Raw genomic sequence first — 23069 nt, 5'->3', positions numbered from 1 at the left:
GGCAGATGACCGTCTGGCGATTATTGCTCAATTCCGACTTCTCTGACTAACCGCCGAGCATCGATAAAGCTTTCGGCGTGACCTTGGACCACCCCCAATGGCGGTGGCGCTCTCAAGGCCGGGGCCGTTCCGGAGCTGGGAACAGCCCCGACAGCGGGACCGATCCGGAGGTGGGGACAGCCCTACCCCCGACAGGCTGGCGGCCAGGATGGGAGCGAGAGCCGCACGTACCTAGGCTCGATGCCATGACCACCGCAACCGCCACCACCAACGTGGGCAGCCGAGGGCTCCTTCGCCAGTTGGGGACCGACTCCGGATACGTACTTCTCGGCTTTCCCCTGGCGCTGGCCAGCTTCGTCATGCTCATCGTCGGCTTCGCCGCCGGGGTGGGACTGGCGGTAACGGTGATCGGCCTGCCGATCCTCGCCGGCACGCTCCGACTGGCCCGGTTCTGGGCCGACATCGAGCGGCTCCGGATGGCCCCGGTGCTGCGCCAACCCCGAATCCGCCCGGTCTACCGCACCACCGAGCCGGGGGGCGGCGCCTGGCGACGGATCTTCACCCCGATCACCGACGCCCAGTCCTGGCTCGACCTGGCCCACGGCGTACTCAACCTGATCACCTCGGTCATCGCCTTCGTGTTCACCGTCGCCTGGTGGGTCGGTGCCGCCGCCGGAACGCTCTACTGGGCGTACGACTGGTTGCTCCCGTACGACCCGAACGACGTCGAACTCACCGAACTGCTCGGTCTCGGCGACTCGGCCGGCGCTCGAATCGTGCTGAACAGCGCAATCGGCATCTTCTTCCTGCTCACCCTGCCGATCGTGGTCCGCGGCTGCGCCCTGTTGCGGGCCCGGTTCAGCCGGACGCTGCTCACCGGCGTCGCCGAGATGCGCAACCGGATCATCGTGCTCGAAGAGCAGAAGCGGGCGGCTGCCTCCGCCGAGGCCACCGCGCTACGCAAACTCGAACGGGACATCCACGACGGCCCACAGCAGCGACTGGTCCGACTCGCCATGGACCTCGGCCGGGCCCAGCAGCAGCTGGCGGTCAACCCGGACCTGGCCCGGCAGACCATCGACGAGGCGCTCGTCCAGACCCGGGACACCCTCGCCGAACTCCGGGCCCTGTCTCGGGGAATCGCACCGCCGATCCTGGTCGACCGAGGTCTGCCCAGCGCCCTGGCCGCGCTGGCCGGACGGGGGCTCATCCCGATCGACCTCACCGTCGACCCGCAGTTGGGCACCCCCGGTGGCCGCCTGGACCCGGCGCTGGAGAGCACCGCGTACTTCGTCGTGGCGGAGGCGCTGACCAACGTCGCCAAGCACAGCCGGGCCACCGAGTGCTGGCTGACCGTCACCCGTACCGACGGCCGACTCGTGATCGTGGTGGCCGATGACGGCGAGGGTGGCGCCCACGTGTCCAAGGGCCACGGCCTGGCCGGCCTCGCCGACCGGGTACGCGCCAACGGCGGCACGCTGAACGTGGTCAGCCCGGTCGGTGGCCCCACCGAGGTCCGAGCCGAGCTGCCGTGCTGATCGGTCCTGCACACCCGGACAGCCAGGATGTCGACCAGGTGGGAGACGGGCCACACCGGCCGACGCGACCCTCGGGCGCTGGAATGTGGCCCGACGAGGTGGTAGACACCGGACCCATGCGCGTAGTGATCGCCGACGACGCGGTTCTCCTCCGTGAGGGCATCGTCCGGCTGCTGACCGAGAACGGCCACGAGGTGGTCGCCGCGGTCGGCGACGGGACCGCCCTGGTCGAGGCCGTGGTGGCGCACCAACCCGACGTGTCGATCGTCGACGTCCGGATGCCCCCCTCACACACCGACGAAGGGCTGCGGGCAGCGGTCGAGGCCCGACGCCTGGTACCCCGTACGCCGATCCTGGTCCTCTCCCAGTACGTCGAGGTGTCGTACGCCGACGACCTGTTGGCCACCGTCAAGCCCTCCGGCGGCACCGCTGGCGGCGGGATCGGTTACCTGCTCAAGGACCGGGTCGCCGCCATCGACGACTTCCTCGACGCGGTGCGCCGGGTGGCCAACGGCGGCACCGTGCTCGACCCGGAGGTGGTTGGCCAGCTGCTCGTCCGGCGACGCCGCGACGATCCGCTGCGCGAGCTGACTCCCCGGGAACGGGAGGTGCTGGGCCTGATGGCCGAGGGCCGGTCCAACACCGCCATCGCCCGCGCCCTGGTGGTCAGCGACGGCGCGGTGGAGAAGCACGTCCGCAACATCTTCACCAAGCTGCAGCTCCCCCCGGACGAGGAGCAGCACCGGCGGGTGCTCGCCGTGCTGGCCTACCTACAGGGCTGAGCCCAGCGAGACCTACAGGGCTGAGCCCAGTGGGTGCGCCGCCGGATCGGCCAACCGGACCGCCTCGGCGAGGGTGTCGGCCACCGGGAGGCCGGAGGCGCGCAGTCGATCCGGATCGGTGAACCCGCCGGTGTAGAGGACGCAGCGGGCACCCACCGCCTCAGCGGCGTCCGCATCGTCGATCGAGTCGCCGATCAGTACGACAGAGCGGCCGTCGAGGCCCAACTCGGCCAGATGCTGGGCCAGGTGGGCGGCTTTCCGGTCGCCTGCGGTGGTGCCCCGGAACCCGTCGATCCGGTTGAACGAGCCGGTCAACCCGTACGTCTCGACGGCCGGAACCAGCTCGTCGTGGAACCACATGGAGAGCAACGACTGGGTGCCGACCCAGGCGCGGATCGCGGAGTTGGCGTCGGCCGCCAGTTGACAGGTGGTCAGCCCAAGCCGATAGGCATCGTGGAAGATCAGGTCAAGCTGGCTGAACTCCTCGACGGTCACCGGACGCCCCAACACGTCGGCGTAGTAGTCGGCGACCGGCCGGCGGAACCGAACCCGATGCTCGGCCAAGGTCACCGCAGCCCCGCCCACGCTGGCGAAGACCCGGTTGGTCGAGTCGACCACCAGGCTCAGATCGTCGAGGAGAGTGCCGTTCCAGTCCCAGACCAGGTGGGTTTCGGTGGTCGTCACGTCAGGACCCCACCGGACGCCGGGGGGCCGCCAGGTCCCGCAGCAGCCGATCCTCCTCGACCCGCCAGTAGCCATGCTCGCGGCCGTCGAGCAGTACGACCGGCAGCCGGTCGCCGTAGTCCCGTTCCAGCTCCAGGTCACCGGTGACGTCCACCTCGACCCACTGGTCACCGGTGGTCGCCACCACCCGGTCGATGGCCTCCTTCGCGACCTCACAGAGGTGGCAACCCGGCCGGGTGATCAGGGTCAACCGGGGCTCATCCATCGGTCACTTCTCCTCCCGAACCGCTCTCCGATACCGGTCGGAGCAACGTCTTACGTACCCTGCCCAGCACCGAATGCGGTAGTTCCTCGACGAACTCCACGACGCTGGGACACTTGAACCGGGCCAGGTTACGCGCACAGTGTGCCCGTAGTTCCTGATCGGTGACCGTGCTGCCCGGAGCCCGTACGACGTAGGCCGTGACGGCCTGGCCGGTACGCGGATGCGGCTGACCCAGCACCGCAGACTCGGCCACCCCCGGATGGGCGTCGAGCACCAGTTCGACCTCACGCGGATAGACGTTGAAGCCGTGCACCAGGATCAGCTCGCCCAGCCGGTCGACCAGGAAGAGGTCCCCGTCCGGGTCAGCGTAGGCGACGTCGCCGGTCGCCCACCAGCCCGCCGGGTCAGGCCCGTCCCGCCCGTCTGGCCAGTAGCCGGAGAAGAGGTTCGGCCCGCGTACCACGATCTCGCCCGGGTCGGTGCCCGGCAGGGAGAGGTCGAAGTCGAGATCGTCCCCGTTGTCCTCCTCGACCGGGCTGGCGGTGCCGTCGCCCGGCCAGTCGCCCTGCCAAAGAAGCTCCCCGACGCGGTTGACCAGACGAACCTCGACACCGGGCAGCGGCACCCCGATCGACCCGGGCTTCGGCGTACCGCTGGCCAGGGTGGCGGTCAGCACCGGCGCGGTCTCGGTCAGGCCGTACCCCACGTGCAGTGGGCGACGGCTCGCCGCGGTGAAGCGTTCGCCGACGGCCGGATCGAGTGGCGCGGCACCACACACTGCGGTCCGGACCGTATCCATCGCCGCTTCGAGCTCGGGCCGGGTCGACCACTCCAGGTACATGGTGGGTACGCCGACCACCACGCTGACCCGCTGCCGAGCGACGATCTCCAACGTCGCATCCGGCTCGAACCGGTCGACCAGCACGCCGCAGGCACCGTGGTAGACGACCGAGCCCAGTCCGGTGTTGAGGCCGTAGGCGTGGAACAGCGGCAGAGCGAGCAGGACGGTGTCGTCCGATCCGACCACGGCTGGCTCGATCTGGCCGATCTGTTCGTGGTTGGCCAGTAGTGCCCGATGCGACAGCATCGCACCCTTCGGCTGTCCCTCGGTGCCGGAGGTGTAGAGCAGCACCGCCAGGTTGTCGCCACCGGACTGGGAGTCCGGCGCCGGCCGGCCGCCGGGCCTGGTCGGCACCGCATCGGGTACGGCAAGCAGTGTCGGCAGCTCGTCGACGAGACCGGCGACCAGTTCGCGAATCCGTTCGGTGCCGATGAGCAGCGCCGCTTCGGAATCGGCGAGCACGTGCCGCAACTCGCGCGCCGTGGACTCCGGATCCACCGGTACGGCGACCAGGCCGGCCCGCAGGGTCGCCAGGTACGCGACCACGAAGTCGGGGGTGTTCGGCAGGGCGATGGCGATCCGGGGCGAATGGTCGACGCTGCCCGGGCGTGCCGGGTCCAGCTGACCAGCGACAGCCGGACGTGCTGGGTCCAACTGACCGGCGACAGCCGGACGTGCTGGGTCCAACTGACCGGCGACAGCCGGACCTGCCAGTTCCAGCAGGCCGGCGGCGGCCTGGGCGATTCTGTCGTCCAACTCGGCCCACGTGATCGACCGCCCCTGCCAGATCAGTGCTGGTTGGGTGGGGCGGGTAGCTGCGGCATGACGCACCCGATCCGCCAGGGTCGTAGTGGGCGGGACGGCACCGGGGGTGGGGGTGCTGGTGTGGTCCTGCACGATCGCTGAGTCTGGCACAGTGAGCATGGTCCCGCCTACGCTGGCACCGCCATCCGCGAGAATCCTCGACTTCCGCGCAACTTCCACGGTACCGTGCACGGGACTCACCCCGTGGGGCTCGCCTCGGTCCAGCTTCCACGATCATCCTCGGCGCGACCGTGGACCACGGTCGAGTCCGGACGAAGGTAGGACCTTTTGCCCGGTGGTGCCGGCTGAGACCGCCGCACGCCCACCATGGACACGATCCATTTATAGCGCCCCATAGCACGCTCATTGACGACACGCCAAGCCCGTGTCGCACTTCGGCGTGTCAGCGGCATTCTCCCTGCTTGAGAACCATCACCTAACGACTGTCGGGTCCCCGACAGCGCACAACCTGTGCGACCCGGTTGGGCAGATCTGGGAAATACTTTGGCTCTCTGTAATGGACTCGCCACGCATGGGTGACGTTGGCCCTATCATCACTCGGGTCGGCTCACCCCTTTTGCTGTGAGTCGACACCCCTCAGCCCGAGGAGGCCGCCAGTGCCTGTCAGCGCACTGCACCAGCACCTCAAGGGTGTGTGCCGTCCAACGGCGCACCCCGCCCGAGCCGTGGCCGGCCATGCCCGGCTGGACTCACGGGCCGTTACCGCCGCTGGGTCCCAAGGGGCGGACCAGCCGGCGCAGATGTGGGTTGGGGAGGGCCAGTGACTGTTTACGGCTACGACGAATCAACCGATCGCGACCTACCGGACGTCCAAGTCGCGTTCACGAACGGGCTGACGCTGCTCCGGTCGTCGATGGACGACATGCTGAGCGTCGCCGTACGCGGAGTGGGTGGCGACCGGCACACTCGCAGCCGGCCACACACCAACGAAACCGGCGCCCACCCGCATTCCAGCGAGACCGGTACCCGCCCGCACACCAACGAGACGGGTGCCCGGCCGGCGCCACCCGACGGCAACGGCAAGTCAACCGGCGGCCGGGTGGCCGTGCCGGCCCGCCCCACCATGCCGGCCCAGCAGCCTGGCCCGGGGCAGAGCCCACCAGCCGACGCGAGCCGGCCAGCCGCCACCGAGCCGCCGACCACGCTGAACCCGCCGGATGCCGCCAACACCGAGACCGCCATCCTGCCGGTGGTCGCCCCCGCCCCCAGTTCGCCCAGCCCCGACCGGTCGCCGACCGGCTACCCGAGCCGGCCCGACCCGTCGGATCCGGCAACCGAGGTGTGGACACTGGTCGAACGAGCCCAGGCAGGCGAGTCGGAAGCGTTTGGGCTGATCTACGACCGCTACGTCGACACCGTCTTCCGGTTCGTCTACTTCCGGGTCGGCAACCGACAACTGGCCGAGGACCTGACCTCGGACACCTTCCTGCGGGCCCTGAAACGGATCGGTAGCTTCACCTGGCAGGGCCGAGACCTCGGCGCGTGGCTCGTCACCATCGCCCGAAACCTCGTCGCCGACCACTTCAAGTCCGGGCGCTACCGGCTGGAGGTCACCACCGGGGACGTACTCGACGCCGACCGTGAGGACCGGGGTCCGGAAGGCAGTCCCGAGGCGGCGGTCGTCGAGCACATCACCAACGTCGCCCTGCTCACCGCAGTCAAGCAACTGAACGCCGAGCAACAGGAGTGCATCGTGCTCCGGTTCCTCCAGGGCTTCTCGGTGGCGGAGACAGCACGGGCGATGGGCAAGAACGAGGGCGCGATCAAGGCGCTGCAGTATCGCGCTGTCCGCGCCCTGGCCCGGCTGCTGCCCGACGGCTTCAAGGCATAGCCAGACCATCGTCAGACGGATGAGCAGGTAGAGCGAGACCGTCGTCAGACGGATAAGCAGGCACAGCTGACCGGCAGCCGGACGGATGAGCAGGAGAACCTCGTAGGCCGTCTGGCAAGACCCGAATGGTTCAAGTTTTCGCGGCCTGCCGTACCGTAACCAGTTGACCCCCTTAACCGTTTCTCTCGGTGCGACCGGTGATTGCCTCGGCATCCCTCCGGGCCCGGCGAGCCGGGCAGCTCATCCGGCAACGACTGTCGCGGTCGGAGGTCGAGCCGCCCATCCGCCGCCGGCAAACGCCGGCCGCTTGGCCGTGACCAGCGAGAGGAGGTGCCGGCGGTGACTACTACCGTCTTCTACCGCCGGCGCGCCGAGCGCTTCGCGCAACTTCTCGACGAAGCCAACGGCGGCCGTCGCCACCATGTCCGTTCCCACCTCGACCAGGAACTCGCCGGATTGGTGGCGCTCAGCCACCAGATATCCGCCGCGCCGCCGGTCGAGGCGCACCCCGACTTCCGTACCGGGCTGCGGGCGATGTTGATCGCCACCGCCGAACGGGACGGGATCGGTGTCACCGACAGCACCGAGCCGGTGGTAGCGGCAGCGCCCGAACCGTCCCGGCCAGTCCGACAGCCCGCCCAAGAACTACTCCGGCCGGCCCTGGGCAACCGCCAGTCCCGGGCCCGAGGTGCCTTCACGATCGGGGCGGCCGTGGGGGCCATCGCGTTGTCCGGCATGGCGGCGGCCAGCGCCGTTCCCGGCGACCCGCTCTACGCGGTCAAACGCTCCACCGAACGGGCCCAGCTTGCCCTGACCAACTCCGACCTCAGCCGGGGACAACTCTTCCTCGACTTCGCCCGGACCAGGCTCACCGAGGCCGAGGCGGTACGGGGTAAAAACCCCGACGACTTCACCGCCGCGCTCGACGACATGGACACCCACACCCGACAGGGCGTCAAACTGCTCGCCACCTCGGCGCTTCAGCACCGGGACGAGGCAGCCCTCGACGCCATCGGCAGTTTCCTGACCGGCCAGCGCAGCCAGGTGTCGCGGTTGCTCGACGAGTCGACGAACGCCACCGAGCGCCACCGCGCCGGCACGTCGCTCACCCTGCTCGAATCGATCGAGAAGCGGACCGACAACCTGCGTACGGCGCTGCGCTGCGCCTCCGTCACCGCAATGCGTAGCGACGACCTCGGGCCGGTGCCGGCGGGTTGCCCAACCGGCAGAGGGTTGCAGAACGGGCAGCCCGCAGGCTCCAGCGAGGAATCCCGGCCCGGTAGCCGTACTCAGCACTCGCCGCAGCCTGGCTCCCAGGTAACCGACGTGCCGAGCGGGTCGCGCACCCTGCCGGGAACCACCCCACCACCGGTGGTGACCGATCCGAGCAAGCTCACCGGCCCCATCATCAGCCGGCCGGCCGACTGACCGACCGGCCCAACAGGTTCGCCCAGCGGTCTGACCGTCTCGGTCTTGACTCCACCGCTCGCACCTCCACCACTCTCACCTCCACCGGCTCTCCGGCAACCTGCGTACCGCACCTCAGGGCCGGCTACCCTCGCTGGAGACGCGTCGCGTTCATCGAGTGGAGGGAGGTCCGCGCGTTGGCCCGTACCCGAAAGGTGACCGTCAGTACGGACGCGGAGGGTCACACCGCCGGCTGGGCCGATACCGGGCTGGCAAGCGCACCAGCCGCACCACCGGACGACAGCGCCGCTGCCTTCTTCGACGTCGACAACACGATGATGCAGGGCGCCTCCATCTACTGGTTCGCCCGTGGCCTGGCCGCCCGCAAGTACTTCACCAGCAGCGACCTGGCCCGGTTCGCCTGGCAGCAACTGCGCTTCCGGCTGCTCGCCACCGAACACGTCGGCGACATGTCACACGCCAAGGAGGCCGCGCTCGCCTTCGTGGAAGGCTGGCGGGTCGAGGACATCGAACGACTCACCTCGGAGATCTTCGACGAGCTGATGGCCCCCCGAATCTGGCCGGGCACCCGGGCACTGGCCCAGGCACACCTCGATGCGGGTGAGCGGGTGTGGCTGGTCACCGCCGCACCGGTCGAGATCGGGCGGATCATCGCGGCACGACTCGGATTGACCGGCGCGATCGGGACGGTCGCCGAGATCCGCGACGGCGCCTACACCGGTCGGCTGGTCGGGGACCTGATGCACGGTCCCGCCAAGGCCGATGCGGTCGCCCAGCTCGCCGAGGTGGAAGGGCTCGACCTCGACCGCTGCGCCGCCTACAGCGACTCCGCCAACGACCTGCCGATGCTGTCGGCCGTCGGTCGGGCCGTCGCGGTCAACCCGGACGCTGCCCTGCGCCGAGAGGCCCGGCTGCGGGGCTGGGCGGTGCGCGACTTCCGTACCGGCCGGCGGGCCGCCCGAATCGCCGTACCGTCGACGGCCGCCGTCGGGTTGCTGGCCGGCGTGGTGACCACGGCCCTGGCGGTACGTCGTCGGCGACGCATCCGGTGACGGTCAGCAAGCCGGGCCGCTCTGCTCTAGGCCGCCCTGATCTAGGCCGTTCCGCGCCAGGACAACCCGCGCCAGACCGCCCCGAGCAGCGACGCCGGTTCGGCCGCCTGGTGGCGCTCGGGGCTGCCCTGGCCGCCTCGGTCGCCCTCCTCGCGCTGCCCCGGGCCACGCCCGAATCGACCGAGCAGACCCAACCGACCAGCGTCGGCGAGGTCTGGCCGGACGCCCAACGGGCGGACTTCCCGGTGGGGCTGGTGGACGGGCCGGCGTACAGCCCGGCCCTCTTCCTCGACGCGCGCACCTCGGTCGGCACCGCCCCCAATCCCGGCGGCACCCACCTGCGCCTGGTGGTACGGGCCGCCGACGGCGCGCTGCGCGAGCTGCGCCGACTCCCCCTCACCGGTACGCCCCAGTTCAGCGCCCTGGCCGTCACCGGCAGCCGGCTCGCCTGGGCGGAGTCCACCTCGACCGAGGACGGCCGGACCCGGACCGAGATGTGGACAGTCGACCTGGCCGCTGACCGCCCAGCCCAGCGGCTCACCCGCGACACCGGTGAGGTGCTGTTCTTCAACTCGCAGTACGACATGGTGATCCACGAAGACCGGCTCTACTGGGCGGCGGCACCCCCCGAGGCGTCGCCGGCAGCGGTGACCGCCGGAGCGGAGCCGGTGACCGAGGTGCGTTCGGTGGCGCTGACCGGCGGCCCGGTCCAGGTACGCCGGGAACCGGGTGCCTGGGCGATGTCGGCCTGGCCGTGGCTGGTCACCGCGGGCGGCGGGGCCAGTGGCCCGATCCGGCTACGCAACCTCGACGCCCGCGAGGTGGTCGACGTCGACGCCGGTGCCGAGCTGGTCAGTTGTAGCCCCACCTGGTGTCGGGTGCTCGTACTCGGGGACGACGGGCCGTCCCGGATCGACCTCATGCGCCCGGACGGCCGAGCTCGGCGGCAGATCGCCGACGGAGCCGCGACCGCCTCGGTGATCGACGTCGCGGTGCTGGACCGGTTCGAGGTGCTCTCCCTCTCCGACGTGCAGCGGACAGTCACCAACACCCAACAACTACTCCTGTACGACCTGCGGCGTAACCAGACCGTGGTGGTGGCCGAGGGGGTCGGCACGGTGTTCTGCCGGGGTGGGGTGCTCTGGTGGTCGACCGGCAACAACGAGACTGTCGCCTGGCACACCCTGGACCTGCGCACGTTGAGCTGATCGATCCCGGCTCCCTACGAGCGCCCGCTGGTCTGCCCCCGCTGGCGAAGAGCCATCGCCGCTGCCGCGAGTAGCGCAAGGAGGAGAACGATCGCCATGAAGATCTGACCGTGCACTCCGAGGACGAAGATGGTCTGGTCGGCGAACTCCGGGTCGTAGGCGGCGGTGTCGGGAAACAGGAGTGCGCCAATCATCCCGAGCCATGGGGTGGCGAGGATGGCGGCGGCGATCATCAGCCGTGGCCGCTGGTGAGGGCTCCGGCGCAGGGCGAGCGTGAGCCCGATGACGCCAAGCAGCACGGTCATCACCATGTACTGGGCGTCGTGGAACTTCGCGTGCGGCGGCCAGCCTTCGTTGAAGGCGTGTTGCGCCGCGAGGTCGGGGACCACCAGGTCCGCGAGCACGGCGCTGACCGTCGTGACCACTCCGACGAGGGCGATCACAACGCGGGCCTTGACCATGGGAATCGTTCCTTTCGGAGGATGTCTGCGACGTGGGTCAGTGCAGGCCGCGCTTGCCGGGTGCCCAGAACGGCTTCACCTTGATTGCCGTACGCAGCCAGCCGCGTTCGCGGACGAGGAAGTCACGCACCATCTGGCAGGTTCGGGCCTCGCCGGCCACGTAGGCCGCGCCGGGTTCGTCCGGCAGGTCCAGTTCGGCGACGGCGGCGAGGAGGACCTGGGAGGACGCGGCCGACGCCCCACGCCGATGGACGCGGCGCAGGGGATGTGACCCCGGCATGGGTAGATCGTGTTCGGGCGTCTCGCTCTCCAGGGCCCCACACACCCGCGCAACTGGTCCTAGTTGCCGGATCATCGGACCGAAGGCGGCACTGGCCGTCTCCTCGCCGACGAACACGTGGTGGGCCGCCTCTCGTACAAAGAAGTCGCCCTGCGCCCACCAGAAGGTCACCCGGTCACCGGCGCGGGCCGCCCGTGCCCACCGCAACCCGATGCCGTCCCCGTCGTAGAGGTGGATCCGCAGCTCGATGACGCCGGTTACCGCGTCGAATTCCCAGATCGTGTAGGTCCGTAGCGTCTCGCCGGGGCGCAGTATCCCCGCAACCGACAGCGGGTCCTTCAGCTCGACCCTGACGTGCTGGCCCGGGGCGTATCGGAACGCGATGGGCCGACCGGTCTCCAGGCGGATGCGCTGGATCGCCGGGGTGACGGGCTCGGCGACGGTGATGGTCGCGTCCATCGCGTACTTGCCGAAGACGGCCGACAACGGGTTGCGCCTGGATGCTGCCACGTCACGCCCCCCGCTGCGTGCCGTAGGGCCCCCGCAGGCCGCGCCGGACGTAAGCGGCGTGAGAGAAACGCCACCACACGGCGGCGACCAACAAAAGGGCAGGGAAAACGATCCACCACCACGTTTCCATGAAGCATGCTCCTAATGCCTCTAGATTTCCTTAGAGGCTCTAAGTAAACATAGCTACTCTAAGATGTCAACGGCACGATCGAGCCGAGGAGGGTGAGCGGATGCCCCAGGGCACTAGCACCAGGCGGGACAGGCAACGGCAGGCGACGCTGCGCGAGATCAACGCATGTGCGCGCAAGCTGCTGGTCACGCAGGGGTCGGCAGCGGTGACGATCAACGCGGTCGCCCGGGAGATGGGCATGAGCGGTCCGGCCCTGTACCACTACTACGGCAGCCACGAGGAACTGGTCGGCGCGGTGACCGCCGACTTCTTCCACGAGCTGGCAGCCACCATGGAGACCGCCCGCGACGCGCACGGCGACACGTCGATCGGCGACCAGCTAGTTGCCGCCTGTCGCACCATGCGCACCTGGGCAGTGGCACACCCCGCCGAGTTCGGTTGGATCTTCGCCAGTCCGATAGCTCCACCCGACAGGCAGCGGGAGTCGGTACGCCACCAGGCCGCGCGGCGGTTCGAGCAGGTCCTGCTGGACCTGACGGTCAAACTCTGGCAGACCCGTCGCTTCCCGGTGCCCGACCTGGACAGCCTGCCGCCCTCGCTCCGCGAGCAGCTGATCAACTATTCGAGCAGCATCGGCGACCAACTACCTCCCGAGGCGGCGCACGTCTTCCTGACCTGTTGGATCAGGCTGTACGGCCTGCTGTGTATGGAGGTCCTACACCAACTGGACTTCGCCTACTCGGACCTGGAACCGGTCTTCGAGGAATGCCTGCACGACCTGGTCCGCATGCTCGGGTTGGACCAGCCCGGTCAATAGGGCTTGATCACGGGCCGAACGCGTCGGGACGGCGCTCCAACAGCCGGTGCAGTGTCTGCTGGATGGTCTCCCGCACCTGGTCGGCCAGGTTGAACACGACCATCGGATCGTCGGCGGAGTCCATCAGATCGGCGGTGGGAATCGGCGGGCAGAACTCGATCAGCCACTTGCTCGGCAGCGGCACCATCCCGAGTGGCCCGAGCCACGGGAACGTCGGAGTCACCGGGAAGTAGGGCAGTTTGAGCAGGCGGGCCAGGGGCTTGATGTCGGCGAGCATCGGATAGATCTCCTCGCCGCCGACGATCGCCACCGGGATGATCGGGGTACCGGTGCGCAGCGCGGCAGAGACGAACCCGCCCCGGCCGAAGCGTTGCAGCTTGTAGCGGTCGGCGTAGAGCTTGCCGACCCCCTTGAACCCCTCCGGGAAGACCCCGACCAGCTCACCCCGATGCAGCAGCCGCTCCGCATCCGGGCTGCAGGCCATCGTGCCGCCCGTCTTACGGGCCAACTCGGAGACCACCGGCAACCGGAAGACCAGGTCCGCGCCGAGCAGCCGAAGGTAGCGATGGGCGGGGTGCGCATCGTGCAGCACCGCCGACAGGATCAGCGCGTCCAGCGCGACGGTGCCGGAATGGTTACCCACCACCAGGCCCGCGCCCTCCGCCGGCAGATTCTCCACCCCGATGACCTCGGTACGGAACCAGTCGCGGTAGAACTGGCGCAGTATCGGGTGGAAGACCTTCTCGGTCATCTCCGGGTCGAAGCCGAACTCGTCGACCTCGTAGTCGCCGGAGAGCCGCCGCCGCACGAACGCCAGCGCCGAGGCCACCCGCCGGTCCCAGATGTCGCCAGGCTGGTCGGCCACCACCGGACCGATCGGCGGCGGATCGACGTCGTCAGTCATCGTCGCTCCTGGCCACGGCTCGCACCTGCCGGATGCCCTCGCGGATCAACGCTTCGGCGTTGGCGAGGTGCTCGGCGGTGAGCACCGTACCGCCGCTGTGGCCCTTGATGAAGTCGTCGAACGCCACAGCGGTGGATCGTGGGGTGAAGCCGTATTCGTTGGTGAGGCGGGTGGTGTCGACGACCCGGCCGTGCACGAACAGATCGACCTGGTCGAGCCCGTACTGACCCACGTTGAGCGCCCGGGCCAGACCGGCGGCCCCGGAAAGACCGAGTTCCAGTACGGGCACCGCCACCCGACCGGCACGTCGGATCGCCTGGGAGAGCGTCAGTACGCCGGGACCGGCCACGTTGTAGGTGCCCGGGTGGTCCTCGACCACCGACCGGTGCACCACCTCGAGGGCGTCGTCGATGTGCAGGAACTGGAGCCGGGGATCCCGGCCCAGCACGGTCGGCACGACCGGTTGCTTGAAGTAGCGGGTCAACGTGGTGTTGGCCGTCGACCCGATGAAGGGCGCGAAGCGGAGCACCGTCGCGGTGACGTCCGGGCGACGCCGTCGGAAGCCCCGCACGTAGCCCTCGATGTCGAGAATGTCCCGGGCGAATCCGCCTCGGGGCACCTCACGCGGCTCGGTGTCCTCGGTGAATATGGCGGGATCGCGGAACGACGCGCCGTACGCCGCCGTGGAGGAGCGCATCACCAGCTTGCGTAGCCGGGGTGCCCGCTGACAGGCGGCCAGCACCTGCATGGTGCCGATGACGTTCTGTTCCTTCATCGCCGCCCGGCCGCCAGACCGCTGGTCGAGGGCGGTAACCAGGGAGAGGTGCACCACCGAGTCGGCGGCGAGGTCGTCGATCACCGTGCCGGCCAGCTCGGTGTCGGCGCGTACCCGCTCGACGCCATCCAGCAGGCCCGCCAGTTCGGCGGGCGGATCGGCGGCATCCAGCCCAACGACGCGCCGGATCCGAGGATCGGCAGCGAGGCGGGCCGCCACATTCGCACCGAGGTAGCGACTGACCCCGGTCACCACGACAACCCCCGGAGCGCCAGAGGCACTACCGGGGGTCATCTCAGACCCCTCGACGGAGGGCGCGGCCCGGCCCGGGACCGTCGCGACCTCAGCACTTGGGCCTCACCTGGCCTCCGAGGGTCGACAGATGGCAATTGACTTCCTCCATCGCCATGAATGGCGAGGATTCCCTCCGCACTGCGCACGGAAACGCGCAACGCCCGGGTGGGTTCCTGCTTCACCGCAGTCTGCCGAAAGGTTGCCCCCGGTCTTACGTCCGCTCCACAGGCGTTTTTCGTCTCCGCAAGCCCTGCGGCGACGGTGGTGCGTCGGGATCTGGCTTGGTTGTCACCTGATCCCGACGCGACGTTACCCCCGGTCAGGGGCACGGCGCGGGCCTTGACGACCCTTCCCGCGCGGGCCTTCGCCCCCGCCGCCCTGAAGCTGAAGGGCGGAGCACTGGCCCGCATCCCGGTAGCACCCACGGGTCCGGGCCGGAGCCCGGCCGGGGACTACTTGCCGAGACGGCGACGCTGGACGCGGGTCTTGCGCAGCAGCTTGCGGTGCTTCTTCTTAGCCATGCGCTTGCGGCGCTTCTTGACCACCGAGCCCATACGACAGCCTTTCGATGCAAAACCTGCGGGTCGGACCGGAACCTACCCCGAAGGTGGCGCCGGTAACCGATCTGGACAACGGACCGGATTCGCCTGCCGGTGTCGGACGCACCTGAGTGGGAAAACGGTCGCGGTCCAGGGTAGCCCGAGCCAATGTGCCGGCCCAACGCGGGTGCCATGGACAGCTGTCATGCCAGACTTCGAGTCCCACCGAGTATTCGGATGGGCCTGTTCCGATGGTCAGCCGAGCGGATCAGGCGGACTCCTGAAACGCACCCCGCAGATATTCGTGTACGACGTGCTCGGGCACCCGGAATGACCGCCCGACCCGTACCGCGGTGAGTTCACCCGAGTGCACCAGGCGGTAGACGGTCATCTTCGACACCCGCATCAGCGTCGCCACCTCGGCGACAGTCAGGAACCTGACCTCCGACAGCCGGCCGTCGGCCTGTGGTGATCCTGCCATGGCTCACCAACCAATCCCATCCCCGGCGCGTGCCGCACGGCGGGATGCATCCGCACCGCGCCGGTCAACGCGCGTGTTACCAGTACGGTAGCGGGGCCGATGTTACCGGCGCGATCCCTTCGTACAGTCGATCATTATCTGGATGATCGCACACGCAGATCGACCCGATGATCCTTCGCTTTTGCCGAAATAGCGGATGGCAAGGTCGAGAAAACTCAATCGGTACGCAACGCGACCACCGGGTCCAGCCGGGCGGCCCGTCGCGCCGGCACCACCCCGAAGACGATGCCCACGATCGTGGCCACACCAAAGGCCAGCGCCAACGACCACCAGGTGACCGCCACCGGAACCGGCGAGACCGCCGCCAGCAGCCACGCCGCCGCCACCCCGAGAATCATCCCGGTCACCCCACCGAGGCTGGTCAACAGCACCGCCTCGATCAAGAACTGCTTACCCACGTCCCGGGACCGCGCACCCACCGCCTTACGCAGGCCGATCTCCCGGGTGCGTTCCCGCACCGACATCAACATGACGTTGGAGACACCCACCCCACCGACGAAGAGCGAGATGCCGGCGATGGCGGCCAGCACCCCGGTCAACATCCCGAGGATGTTGCTCAACACCCCGAGCACCTGGTCCTGGGAGACCGCGCTGAAATCGGTGTCCGGATGCCGTCGGGACAACTCGTCGACGATCCGGTCGCCCAGTTCCGAGATCCCTTCCCGGTCCGGTGCCCGTACCGCGATCCCATCGATCCGTTGCGTGCCATACAGCCGGTGTGCGGCGGTCACCGGGATGTGCACCTCGCCGTCTCGGTCCACCCCGAGGCTGCGGCCCATCGGGGCGAACACCCCGACCACCCGAAACCGGGCCCCGGCCAGGGTGACCCGTTGCCCGACCGGATCCCGGTCGCCAAACAACGTACGCGCCACCGTCGCGCCGAGCACCACCACCCGCCGGGCGGCCGCCACGTCGGACGTCGACAGGTACGCCCCCTGGGCCACGTCCCGAACGAAGACGCTGGGGGTGGTCTCCAGGACCCCCTGCACCGTGCCGAAGGCCGAGCGGGTGCCGACGCGTACCGTCTCGCCGGAGGTCACCGTCACCGCGACCCGCGCCGGATCCCCCACCACCCGGGAGACCGCGTCCGCGTCCGCCAGCGAGAGCCGGGACGCCGCAGGAGCCGAACCGAAGTCGAGTCGGCCGGGCACCACCACCAGCAGATTGGAGCCGAGTCCCTCGACCTGCCGCTCCACCTCACGCCGGGTGCCGCTGCCGATCGCCACCAGCACCACCACGGCGGCCACCCCGATGACCACACCGAACATGGTGAGTCCGCTACGGAGCCGGTTAGCGCGTAACGCATCCCGGGCCACCCGCCCGGCCTCGGTGAATCTCACCCTAGGTCCGGGGGCGGTTCGACCGGCTGACGCGGAAGGCGTCCGGTGGCTCCGGCGGCGCCACCGGAGCCACCGGACGGGTGCCCCGGGCCGCTTCCGGACGCGAACCGGGGCTCCGCGCTGGGAGCGACGTCAACTATCTCAGGTCCCGGTCGGGCCCCCGTCACCACCGGCTCCTCCGGCGTGATCACCCCGTCCCGCATGGCGATCTGCCGGCGGGCCCGGGCCGCCACCTCCTGATCGTGGGTCACCAGCACCACGGCCACGCCCGAGGTGGCGTTGAGCTCTTCGAGCAGCGCCAGCACCGCCCGCCCGGTCTCGCTGTCCAGGTTGCCGGTCGGCTCGTCGGCGAGCAGCAACGCCGGCTCGGTGACCAGCGCCCGGGCGATGGCCACCCGCTGCTGCTCGCCGCCGGAGAGCTGGTTGGGCCAGTGGTCGAGCCGATGACCGAGCCCGACCCGGTCGAGCATCGCCGCCGCCAACGCCCGGCGGTGGCGGGCCCCCACGCCTCGGTAGACCAGCGGCAACGCCACGTTCTCCACCGACGACGTACGGGGCAGCAGGTGGAACTGCTGGAAGACGAACCCGATGGTCTCGTTGCGCAGCGTCGCCAGCTCCGCGGTGGTCAGGGTGGCGACGTCCCGGCCGTCGATCACGAGTCGTCCTTCGCTGGGCCGGTCCAGGCCGCCCAGCAGGTGCATCAGGGTCGACTTTCCGGAACCGGACGGGCCGACGATCGCGACGTAGTCCCCCCGGCCGATGGTCAGCGACACGCCGCGCAGCGCGGCCACGGAGAGACCATCCGCGCGGTACGTCCGGGTGAGCCCCACCGCCTCGACCGCCGCCGAGGGGCTCATCACGTGACGTCGACGGCCCGGACCGGGTCGTCCGGCAGCGGCTCCGCAGCCGGTCACGGCAACTGCTGCCCGATACGGACGCGGTCGCCACCGCGTACCACCACCTGGTCGCCCGGCTGCACACCGTCGACGATCTGCACCAGCTCCTCGCCCTGCACCCCGAGCGTCACGGGTACCTGCTCGGCCCGGCCGGCGCGGGCCACCCACACCACGTCCCGGCCGGCGACCGACCGGACGGCAGCCGACGGTACGGTCACCACGTCGGCCGCCTCCCGGACCCGCAGGTGGATCAGTGCGCTCATGCCGGGGCGCGGGATGGGCGCATCGCTCGCATTGGCAGGCTGACCGGCCGCAGGCTGACCGGCCGCAGGCTGACCGGCCGCAGGCTGACCGGCCGCAGGCTGACCGGCCGCAGATTGACCGGTCGTGAGCTGACCGGCGGCGAGCGAGAGGCGTACCCGGTAGGCGACCCCGCCCCGCGCGGACGTGCTCGGCAGCAGGTCCACCGAACGCACCTGAGCCGGGTAGGTCGCCCCGGGCACCGCGTCCAGTTCCGCCATGGCCGCCATTCCCGGCGCTATCGAAAGCACGTCGGTCTCGTCGATCTCGGCCATCAGGCCCAGTTCCGAGACGTCGACCACGGTCACGACGGCGGTACCGGCACTGACCCGCTCCCCCACCTGAACCGTCGCGCCCCCGCCGACCATCCCGTCACCGCCGACCGCCCTGCCCTCGGCCGTGACGGCTCCATCGATCCCGCTCCCGGCCAACGGCCCCGCCGCGCCGGCCAGCGCCCCGGCCGAGCGCAGCAGGCTGGCAAGCCCGTCGGTGGGGGCACTGGGTGCCGCGCCGCCGCCGACCTGGACCACACCGTCGATCGGTGCCCGCAGCGTCAAGGCGTCCACGGTGACTTTCGTCAGGTCGTACGCCTGTTGGGCCTGCACCCGTTGGGCGGCGGCGAGTGCGCCGACCGCCGAGTTCACGCCGGCGACGCCGCGTTGGACCGCCCGGACCGCATCGTCGGCGGCGCGGACCGCCACCTCGTACTGCCGATGCGCGGCGGTCACCTGGGCCAGCAGGGCAGCCCGTACCTGCGGGTCGGAAATCTCGTCGATTGCCCGCCGGGCATCCGCGAAGGCCGTTGCCGCCGCCTTGTCGGTTTTTGCGTGCCGGCGGGGAAGGTCACCGCTGTTCCGCAGCCCTCGGCTCGCCCGCTTCGCGTCGGCGAGCGCCTGCCGGGCCTGGTCGAGACGCTTTCGAGCGACCGGCGAGTCGATCACGGCAAGGACCTGGCCGGCCCGGACGGTATCCCCGGCGCGGACCCGCAAGGCGCTCAGGGTGCCGTCGGCGGGAGCGGTGAGCGTGGCCGAGGCGCGCGCCGTCACGTTCCCCGGCACGTCGATCATCTCGGCGACCGTTCCCCGGGTTGCGCCGGTCAGCGTGACGGGCAGCTTGTCATCATCGGCGACGAGGGTGGTCACGAAGCCGATCAGGACGATCCCGGCCACGAGAAGGGCGGACATCCGGGGCCGGGTCGTGGCGAGGATCCGGAGTGACGGAACGTATCGCACGCCCTTATCGTACGAGTTTCATCCTTCTAGTGCCCAAAAATGCGGAAAAGTTACTGATAGCAGCGGATAGTCGCGATCGAGGTACTGCCCCGGAGGTACGCCGAGATCCCCCCTCCGAGCGACGCCACCCAGCGATTTCCCTCCATACCGTGTCCCCGTACCGGAACCCGTCGAGACCTCGGAGGATGCGATGAAAAACGCACACGTACGCCGTACCGGGCTGGGGAGTCTGTTCGCCGCCGTCGGCCTGGTGGCCGCCATCGGCCTTGCCATCACGGGCAGCGCAACACCGGCAACCGCCACGACGTCAGACACCACGACGGCCGACTCCACCGTCGCCGAGTCGGCGGCGGGTCACGATCGTGACCTGGCCGCGCTGCGCCAGCTCCGCGACCAGCAGGAGGACGCCTGGGCGCGCGGCGACGGCACGGCGTACGCCGCGATCCACACCCTGGACGCCGACGTGGTCACGTTCAGCGGGGACCACCTACGGACGAGAAACGGCATCGCCACCGGCATGCAGCGCTACTTCGACAGCTACCTACAGGGCACCCGACTCACCACCGTCACCGAACAGGTCCGTTTCCCGCAGCCGGACCTGGCCGTCATCGTCCGTACCGGTTGCGTGCTCTGGCCCGGCGACGTGACCTGCACGGAGGAGGCGCTGTCCATCAACACCAACATCGCGGTCAAGCAGCACGGGAAGTGGTTGTTCACGTCCTTCCAGAACACCCGGGTACGGCCACTACCCTGAGTCCCACGTCGGATCCTGGGGGTGACTCCCCACGCCGAGCGGCACTGCCCCTTCGTGCTGCTAGCCCCTCGTGCTGCTAGCCCCTCGTGCTGCTAGCCCCTCGTGGCGCTAACCCCTCGTGGTCAGGGCGCGGGCGAAGAACACGAGGTTGCTGGGCCGCTCGGCGATCCGACGCATCAGATAGCCGTACCAGTCGGTTCCGTACGGCAGGTAGAGCCGGACCGCGTAGCCCTCGGCCGCCAGCCGGGCCTGCTCATCGGGGCGGATGCCGTAGAGCATCTGGAACTCGAACTCGTCCGGCCCCCGGTCGAACCAGCGGGCCCGGTCCTCGCCGATGGCGATCAGGCGGGGATCGTGGGTGGCCACCATCGGGTAGCCCGGGCCGGACATCAGAATGTTCATGCACCGTACGTAGGACTTGTTCACGTCCCGCATCGACTGGTACGCCACCGACTCGGGCTCCCGGTAGGCGCCCTTGCACAGCCGTACCCGGGAGCCGGCGGTGGCCAGTTCCCGGCAGTCGGACTCGGTACGCCGCAGGTACGCCTGCAGGGCCACCCCGGTCGACGGATAGTCGTGCCGCAGCCTGACCAGGGTGTCCAACGTCGAGTCGATGGTGGTGTGGTCCTCCATGTCGAGGGTGACCGTGGTACCCGCCTCGGCGGCCGCCGCACAGATCGCCTTGGCATGTTCATAGGCCAACTGCTCGTCGATCCCCTGCCCGAGGGCGGACAGTTTCACGCTGACCTCGGCCGCTGGTGTCTGCCCGGCAGTGGCGAGGGCGGCCAGCAGGGCAAGATATTCGTCCCGGGTGGCGGCAGCCTGTTCGGGGTTGACCGTGTCATCGCTCAAATAGTCGAGACTTACCGCCAGGCCGTCATCGACCAGCGTCCGGGTCACACTCAACGCGTCGGCATTGGTCGTGCCGGCGACGAACCGGCGTACGACATCTCGGGCATATGGTGCCGTTTCCACGAGGCGTTCCATCCGAGATGACCGGGAAGCGGCAAGAATGACCGAACGCAGCATGCAGGGAGCGTAACGCGGACCGGGTGCCGAGAATCGGGCAGCGGGTCAGCCGGGCACTCCCGGATCAGGCCGGACAACCAGTGCCCCATGTCCGGATACCGATGGCTACGCCCGGTTCCGCCTCGGCTACGTGACCGAGCCAGAGCAGCGGAAGTCGTCTACGGTTGGACACGTGAACTTCGACGCGTACGCCCGGACCGGAGTTGACCTCGTCAACGCGCCGCTGGACGACCTCGACGATCTGAAGGCCCTATTCACCGACGAACAGGCCTGGATGCGGGACGAAGTCTCGGATCGGGATGTGGCGATCTTCCGCCGCGCGCAAAAGCGCCTGAGAGACGTCTTCGAGTACGGCACCTCGGGCCGTGATGCCGAGGCAGTGGCCGAATTGAACACGCTCCTGGAGGCGTTTCCCGTACAGCCCCGGATCTCCGGCCACGATTCCAGCGACTGGCACATGCACGTGACCAGCCGGGGAGCCTCGGTCAGCGCGGAATACCTCGCGGGCGCGGTGTGGGGGCTCTCGGTGTGGCTGTGCGAATACGGCAGCGCCCGGTTCGGGGTCTGCGCCGACGGCCGGTGCGGCAACGTCTACCTGGACACCTCATCGAACTGCTGCCGTCGCTTCTGCTCGGAACGCTGCGCGACCCGGTCGCACGTGGCCGCTCATCGGGCCCGCAAGCGGGCTGCCGTGATCCAGCCGCCACCGCTGACCCCGGTCGGCTGAGCGCGCTGCACCCCTGATCGACCTACTGTCGTGACAGCCCGTACGGGTTCGTAACCCGCCGGTGGCGGTCAGTTGGCCGCCACCGGCGTGGGCAGGTCGAGGTGCTGCCGGGCGAACTCCAGCGCTGCGGCCAGGTCTGCCTCCCGGACCGCCCGGCTCTTCGCCCGACGGGTTCCCACCTCGACCGCCACCGACCCGGTGAACCCCCGCCCGGCCAGGGATGCGAGCAGCTCACCGCAGGGCTGGTTGCCCCGGCCGGGCACCAGGTGCTCGTCCCGCCCCTCGCCGGTGCCATCGCCGAGGTGGATGTGGGTCAGCCGGTCCCCCATCCGGTCCGCCAGCTCGAACGCGTCGGTGTGCGCGGCGGCGCAGTGCGACAAATCGAGGGTGTACGCGTCGTAGCCGATGTCGGTCGGATCCCAGCCCGGCTGGTACGGCACGAACGCCCGACCCGCCATCCGAACCGGGAACATGTTCTCCACCGCGAACCGTACGTCTGGGTGCTGGGCGGTGAGCCGATTCAGCCCGTCGGCGAAGGTGCGGGCATAGTCCCGCTGCCAACTGAACGGCGGATGTACGACGACCGTGGGGGCACCGAGCGTCTCGGCCAGCACAGCCGACCGACGTAGCCGCTCCCACGGGTCGGAACTCCACACCCGTTGGGTCACCAGCAGGCACGGAGCATGGATCGAGCCGATCGACACGCCGTAGTGGTCGGCCAGACCACGCAGCGCGCCCGCGTCCTGGCTGACCTTGTCGGTCCACACCATGACCTCGACGCCGTCGTAACCGAGGGTGGCGGCCATCTCGAACGCCGCCGCCGTCGGTTCGGGGAACACCGACGAGCTGGAGAGAAGAACTGGGATACGGGGGCGGCGGGGGTGGTCTGCGGCCGCCTCGGGATCTGCGAAGGGCACACGAGAAGTCACGGTTATCAGGGTAGCTCCGATCCGCTCGCAGCACCGGGATGATCATCCCAAAACGGTCCCTATCTACCGATCAGGGATCCTCCCGGCGCAGGTCACGGAGGGTATCCGTGGTCGCCGCAACGAACCGGAGGATCCGGCGTCCTGAGGGTCGACGTCA

22 protein-coding genes and 1 pseudogene are annotated in these 23069 nt (G+C 69.6%); 9 read left to right on the top strand and 14 right to left on the bottom strand.

The window, feature by feature from the left end; translation table 11 throughout:
- Positions 1 to 245 precede the first annotated feature (245 nt).
- Both ACWDV4_RS02490 and ACWDV4_RS02485 read left to right on the top strand, forming a co-directional pair.
- Positions 246 to 1538, top strand: a complete 1293-nt coding sequence (locus tag ACWDV4_RS02490) for a sensor histidine kinase (protein ID WP_449974248.1) — start codon at positions 246 to 248, stop codon at positions 1536 to 1538.
- A 116-nt stretch (positions 1539 to 1654) separates the two neighbouring features.
- The gene (locus ACWDV4_RS02485; RefSeq protein WP_449974246.1) at positions 1655 to 2320 is read left to right on the top strand and encodes a response regulator transcription factor; all 666 of its coding nucleotides are present in this window, start codon (positions 1655 to 1657) and stop codon (positions 2318 to 2320) included.
- Positions 2321 to 2332: 12 nt separating this feature from the next.
- On the opposite strand, the gene ACWDV4_RS02480 is transcribed toward ACWDV4_RS02485, so the two are convergent.
- Genes ACWDV4_RS02480 through ACWDV4_RS02470 form a run of 3 tightly spaced genes read right to left on the bottom strand, consistent with a single transcriptional unit; the run spans position 2333 to position 5034 of the window.
- Complete coding sequence (locus ACWDV4_RS02480; RefSeq protein ID WP_449974245.1) at positions 2333 to 3004, bottom strand: HAD family hydrolase; 672 nt, start codon at positions 3002 to 3004, stop codon at positions 2333 to 2335.
- A 1-nt stretch (position 3005) separates the two neighbouring features.
- Positions 3006 to 3269 (bottom strand): glutaredoxin family protein, encoded by a 264-nt coding sequence (locus tag ACWDV4_RS02475; protein ID WP_449974244.1) that lies wholly within the window; start codon positions 3267 to 3269, stop codon positions 3006 to 3008.
- Entirely contained in the window at positions 3262 to 5034 is a 1773-nt protein-coding gene (locus tag ACWDV4_RS02470; protein WP_449974242.1) for an AMP-binding protein, read from the bottom strand. Before ACWDV4_RS02470 ends, ACWDV4_RS02475 begins: the two co-directional genes overlap by 8 nt.
- A 763-nt stretch (positions 5035 to 5797) precedes the next feature.
- Between ACWDV4_RS02470 and ACWDV4_RS02465 the strand changes: the two genes are divergently transcribed.
- The 4 genes and pseudogenes from ACWDV4_RS02465 (at position 5798) to ACWDV4_RS02450 (ending at position 10454) form a co-directional block, all read left to right on the top strand.
- A complete protein-coding gene (locus tag ACWDV4_RS02465) occupies positions 5798 to 6766 on the top strand; it encodes an ECF subfamily RNA polymerase sigma factor, BldN family (protein WP_449974656.1) in 969 nt (322 codons plus the stop codon).
- A 330-nt stretch (positions 6767 to 7096) separates the two neighbouring features.
- Positions 7097 to 7996: pseudogene (locus ACWDV4_RS02460) on the top strand (DUF5667 domain-containing protein); the annotation flags it as partial.
- A 374-nt stretch (positions 7997 to 8370) separates the two neighbouring features.
- Positions 8371 to 9246 carry an HAD family hydrolase gene (locus ACWDV4_RS02455; RefSeq protein WP_449974240.1) on the top strand — a complete coding sequence of 292 codons (876 nt, stop codon included), beginning with the start codon at positions 8371 to 8373 and terminating at the stop codon, positions 9244 to 9246.
- Between the two features lie 110 nt (positions 9247 to 9356).
- Entirely contained in the window at positions 9357 to 10454 is a 1098-nt protein-coding gene (locus tag ACWDV4_RS02450) for a hypothetical protein (protein ID WP_449974238.1), read from the top strand.
- A gap of 14 nt (positions 10455 to 10468) precedes the next feature.
- Here ACWDV4_RS02450 and ACWDV4_RS02445 read toward each other — a convergent pair whose 3' ends face one another.
- A complete protein-coding gene (locus ACWDV4_RS02445; protein ID WP_449974237.1) occupies positions 10469 to 10915 on the bottom strand; it encodes a DUF6640 family protein in 447 nt (148 codons plus the stop codon).
- Positions 10916 to 10952: 37 nt separating this feature from the next.
- Positions 10953 to 11705, bottom strand: a complete 753-nt coding sequence (locus ACWDV4_RS02440) for a siderophore-interacting protein (protein ID WP_449974236.1) — start codon at positions 11703 to 11705, stop codon at positions 10953 to 10955.
- 230 nt (positions 11706 to 11935) lie between these two features.
- Between ACWDV4_RS02440 and ACWDV4_RS02435 the strand changes: the two genes are divergently transcribed.
- A complete protein-coding gene (locus tag ACWDV4_RS02435) occupies positions 11936 to 12652 on the top strand; it encodes a TetR/AcrR family transcriptional regulator (protein WP_449974234.1) in 717 nt (238 codons plus the stop codon).
- A 7-nt stretch (positions 12653 to 12659) separates the two neighbouring features.
- On the opposite strand, the gene ACWDV4_RS02430 is transcribed toward ACWDV4_RS02435, so the two are convergent.
- The 7 genes from ACWDV4_RS02430 to ACWDV4_RS02400 form a co-directional block, all read right to left on the bottom strand.
- Positions 12660 to 13556: a lysophospholipid acyltransferase family protein gene (locus ACWDV4_RS02430; RefSeq protein ID WP_449974233.1), complete on the bottom strand. Its 897-nt coding sequence runs from the start codon at positions 13554 to 13556 to the stop codon at positions 12660 to 12662.
- On the bottom strand, positions 13549 to 14625 hold the full coding sequence (locus tag ACWDV4_RS02425) for an NAD-dependent epimerase/dehydratase family protein (RefSeq protein ID WP_449974231.1): 1077 nt from the start codon (positions 14623 to 14625) through the stop codon (positions 13549 to 13551). The genes ACWDV4_RS02430 and ACWDV4_RS02425 overlap by 8 nt, the downstream gene beginning before the upstream one ends.
- A 452-nt stretch (positions 14626 to 15077) precedes the next feature.
- On the bottom strand, positions 15078 to 15179 hold the full coding sequence (locus ACWDV4_RS02420) for a 30S ribosomal protein bS22 (protein WP_007465623.1): 102 nt from the start codon (positions 15177 to 15179) through the stop codon (positions 15078 to 15080).
- Between the two features lie 253 nt (positions 15180 to 15432).
- Entirely contained in the window at positions 15433 to 15645 is a 213-nt protein-coding gene (locus ACWDV4_RS02415; RefSeq protein ID WP_184535613.1) for a helix-turn-helix domain-containing protein, read from the bottom strand.
- A 215-nt stretch (positions 15646 to 15860) separates the two neighbouring features.
- Complete coding sequence (locus ACWDV4_RS02410) at positions 15861 to 17045, bottom strand: ABC transporter permease (protein ID WP_449974230.1); 1185 nt, start codon at positions 17043 to 17045, stop codon at positions 15861 to 15863.
- Entirely contained in the window at positions 17042 to 17902 is an 861-nt protein-coding gene (locus tag ACWDV4_RS02405; protein WP_449974228.1) for an ABC transporter ATP-binding protein, read from the bottom strand. The genes ACWDV4_RS02410 and ACWDV4_RS02405 overlap by 4 nt, the downstream gene beginning before the upstream one ends.
- Before the next feature lie 53 nt (positions 17903 to 17955).
- Complete coding sequence (locus ACWDV4_RS02400; RefSeq protein ID WP_449974654.1) at positions 17956 to 19425, bottom strand: efflux RND transporter periplasmic adaptor subunit; 1470 nt, start codon at positions 19423 to 19425, stop codon at positions 17956 to 17958.
- Positions 19426 to 19663: 238 nt separating this feature from the next.
- Between ACWDV4_RS02400 and ACWDV4_RS02395 the strand changes: the two genes are divergently transcribed.
- Positions 19664 to 20227: an SgcJ/EcaC family oxidoreductase gene (locus ACWDV4_RS02395; protein WP_449974227.1), complete on the top strand. Its 564-nt coding sequence runs from the start codon at positions 19664 to 19666 to the stop codon at positions 20225 to 20227.
- A 108-nt stretch (positions 20228 to 20335) separates the two neighbouring features.
- Here the strand turns inward: ACWDV4_RS02395 and ACWDV4_RS02390 are convergent, their stop codons facing one another.
- The gene (locus tag ACWDV4_RS02390) at positions 20336 to 21256 is read right to left on the bottom strand and encodes a proline dehydrogenase family protein (RefSeq protein ID WP_449974225.1); all 921 of its coding nucleotides are present in this window, start codon (positions 21254 to 21256) and stop codon (positions 20336 to 20338) included.
- 172 nt (positions 21257 to 21428) lie between these two features.
- Here ACWDV4_RS02390 and ACWDV4_RS02385 point away from each other — a divergent pair, with 172 nt between their 5' ends.
- On the top strand, positions 21429 to 21983 hold the full coding sequence (locus ACWDV4_RS02385; protein WP_449974224.1) for a CGNR zinc finger domain-containing protein: 555 nt from the start codon (positions 21429 to 21431) through the stop codon (positions 21981 to 21983).
- 68 nt (positions 21984 to 22051) lie between these two features.
- Here ACWDV4_RS02385 and ACWDV4_RS02380 read toward each other — a convergent pair whose 3' ends face one another.
- Entirely contained in the window at positions 22052 to 22912 is an 861-nt protein-coding gene (locus ACWDV4_RS02380; RefSeq protein WP_449974222.1) for a sugar phosphate isomerase/epimerase family protein, read from the bottom strand.
- Between the last annotated feature and the right edge of the window lie 157 nt (positions 22913 to 23069).

This window comes from Micromonospora sp. NPDC003197, from assembly GCF_053590565.1.
Note: the sequence above shows the minus strand (reverse complement) of the source record. Positions and strands in the feature narration are given on the sequence as shown.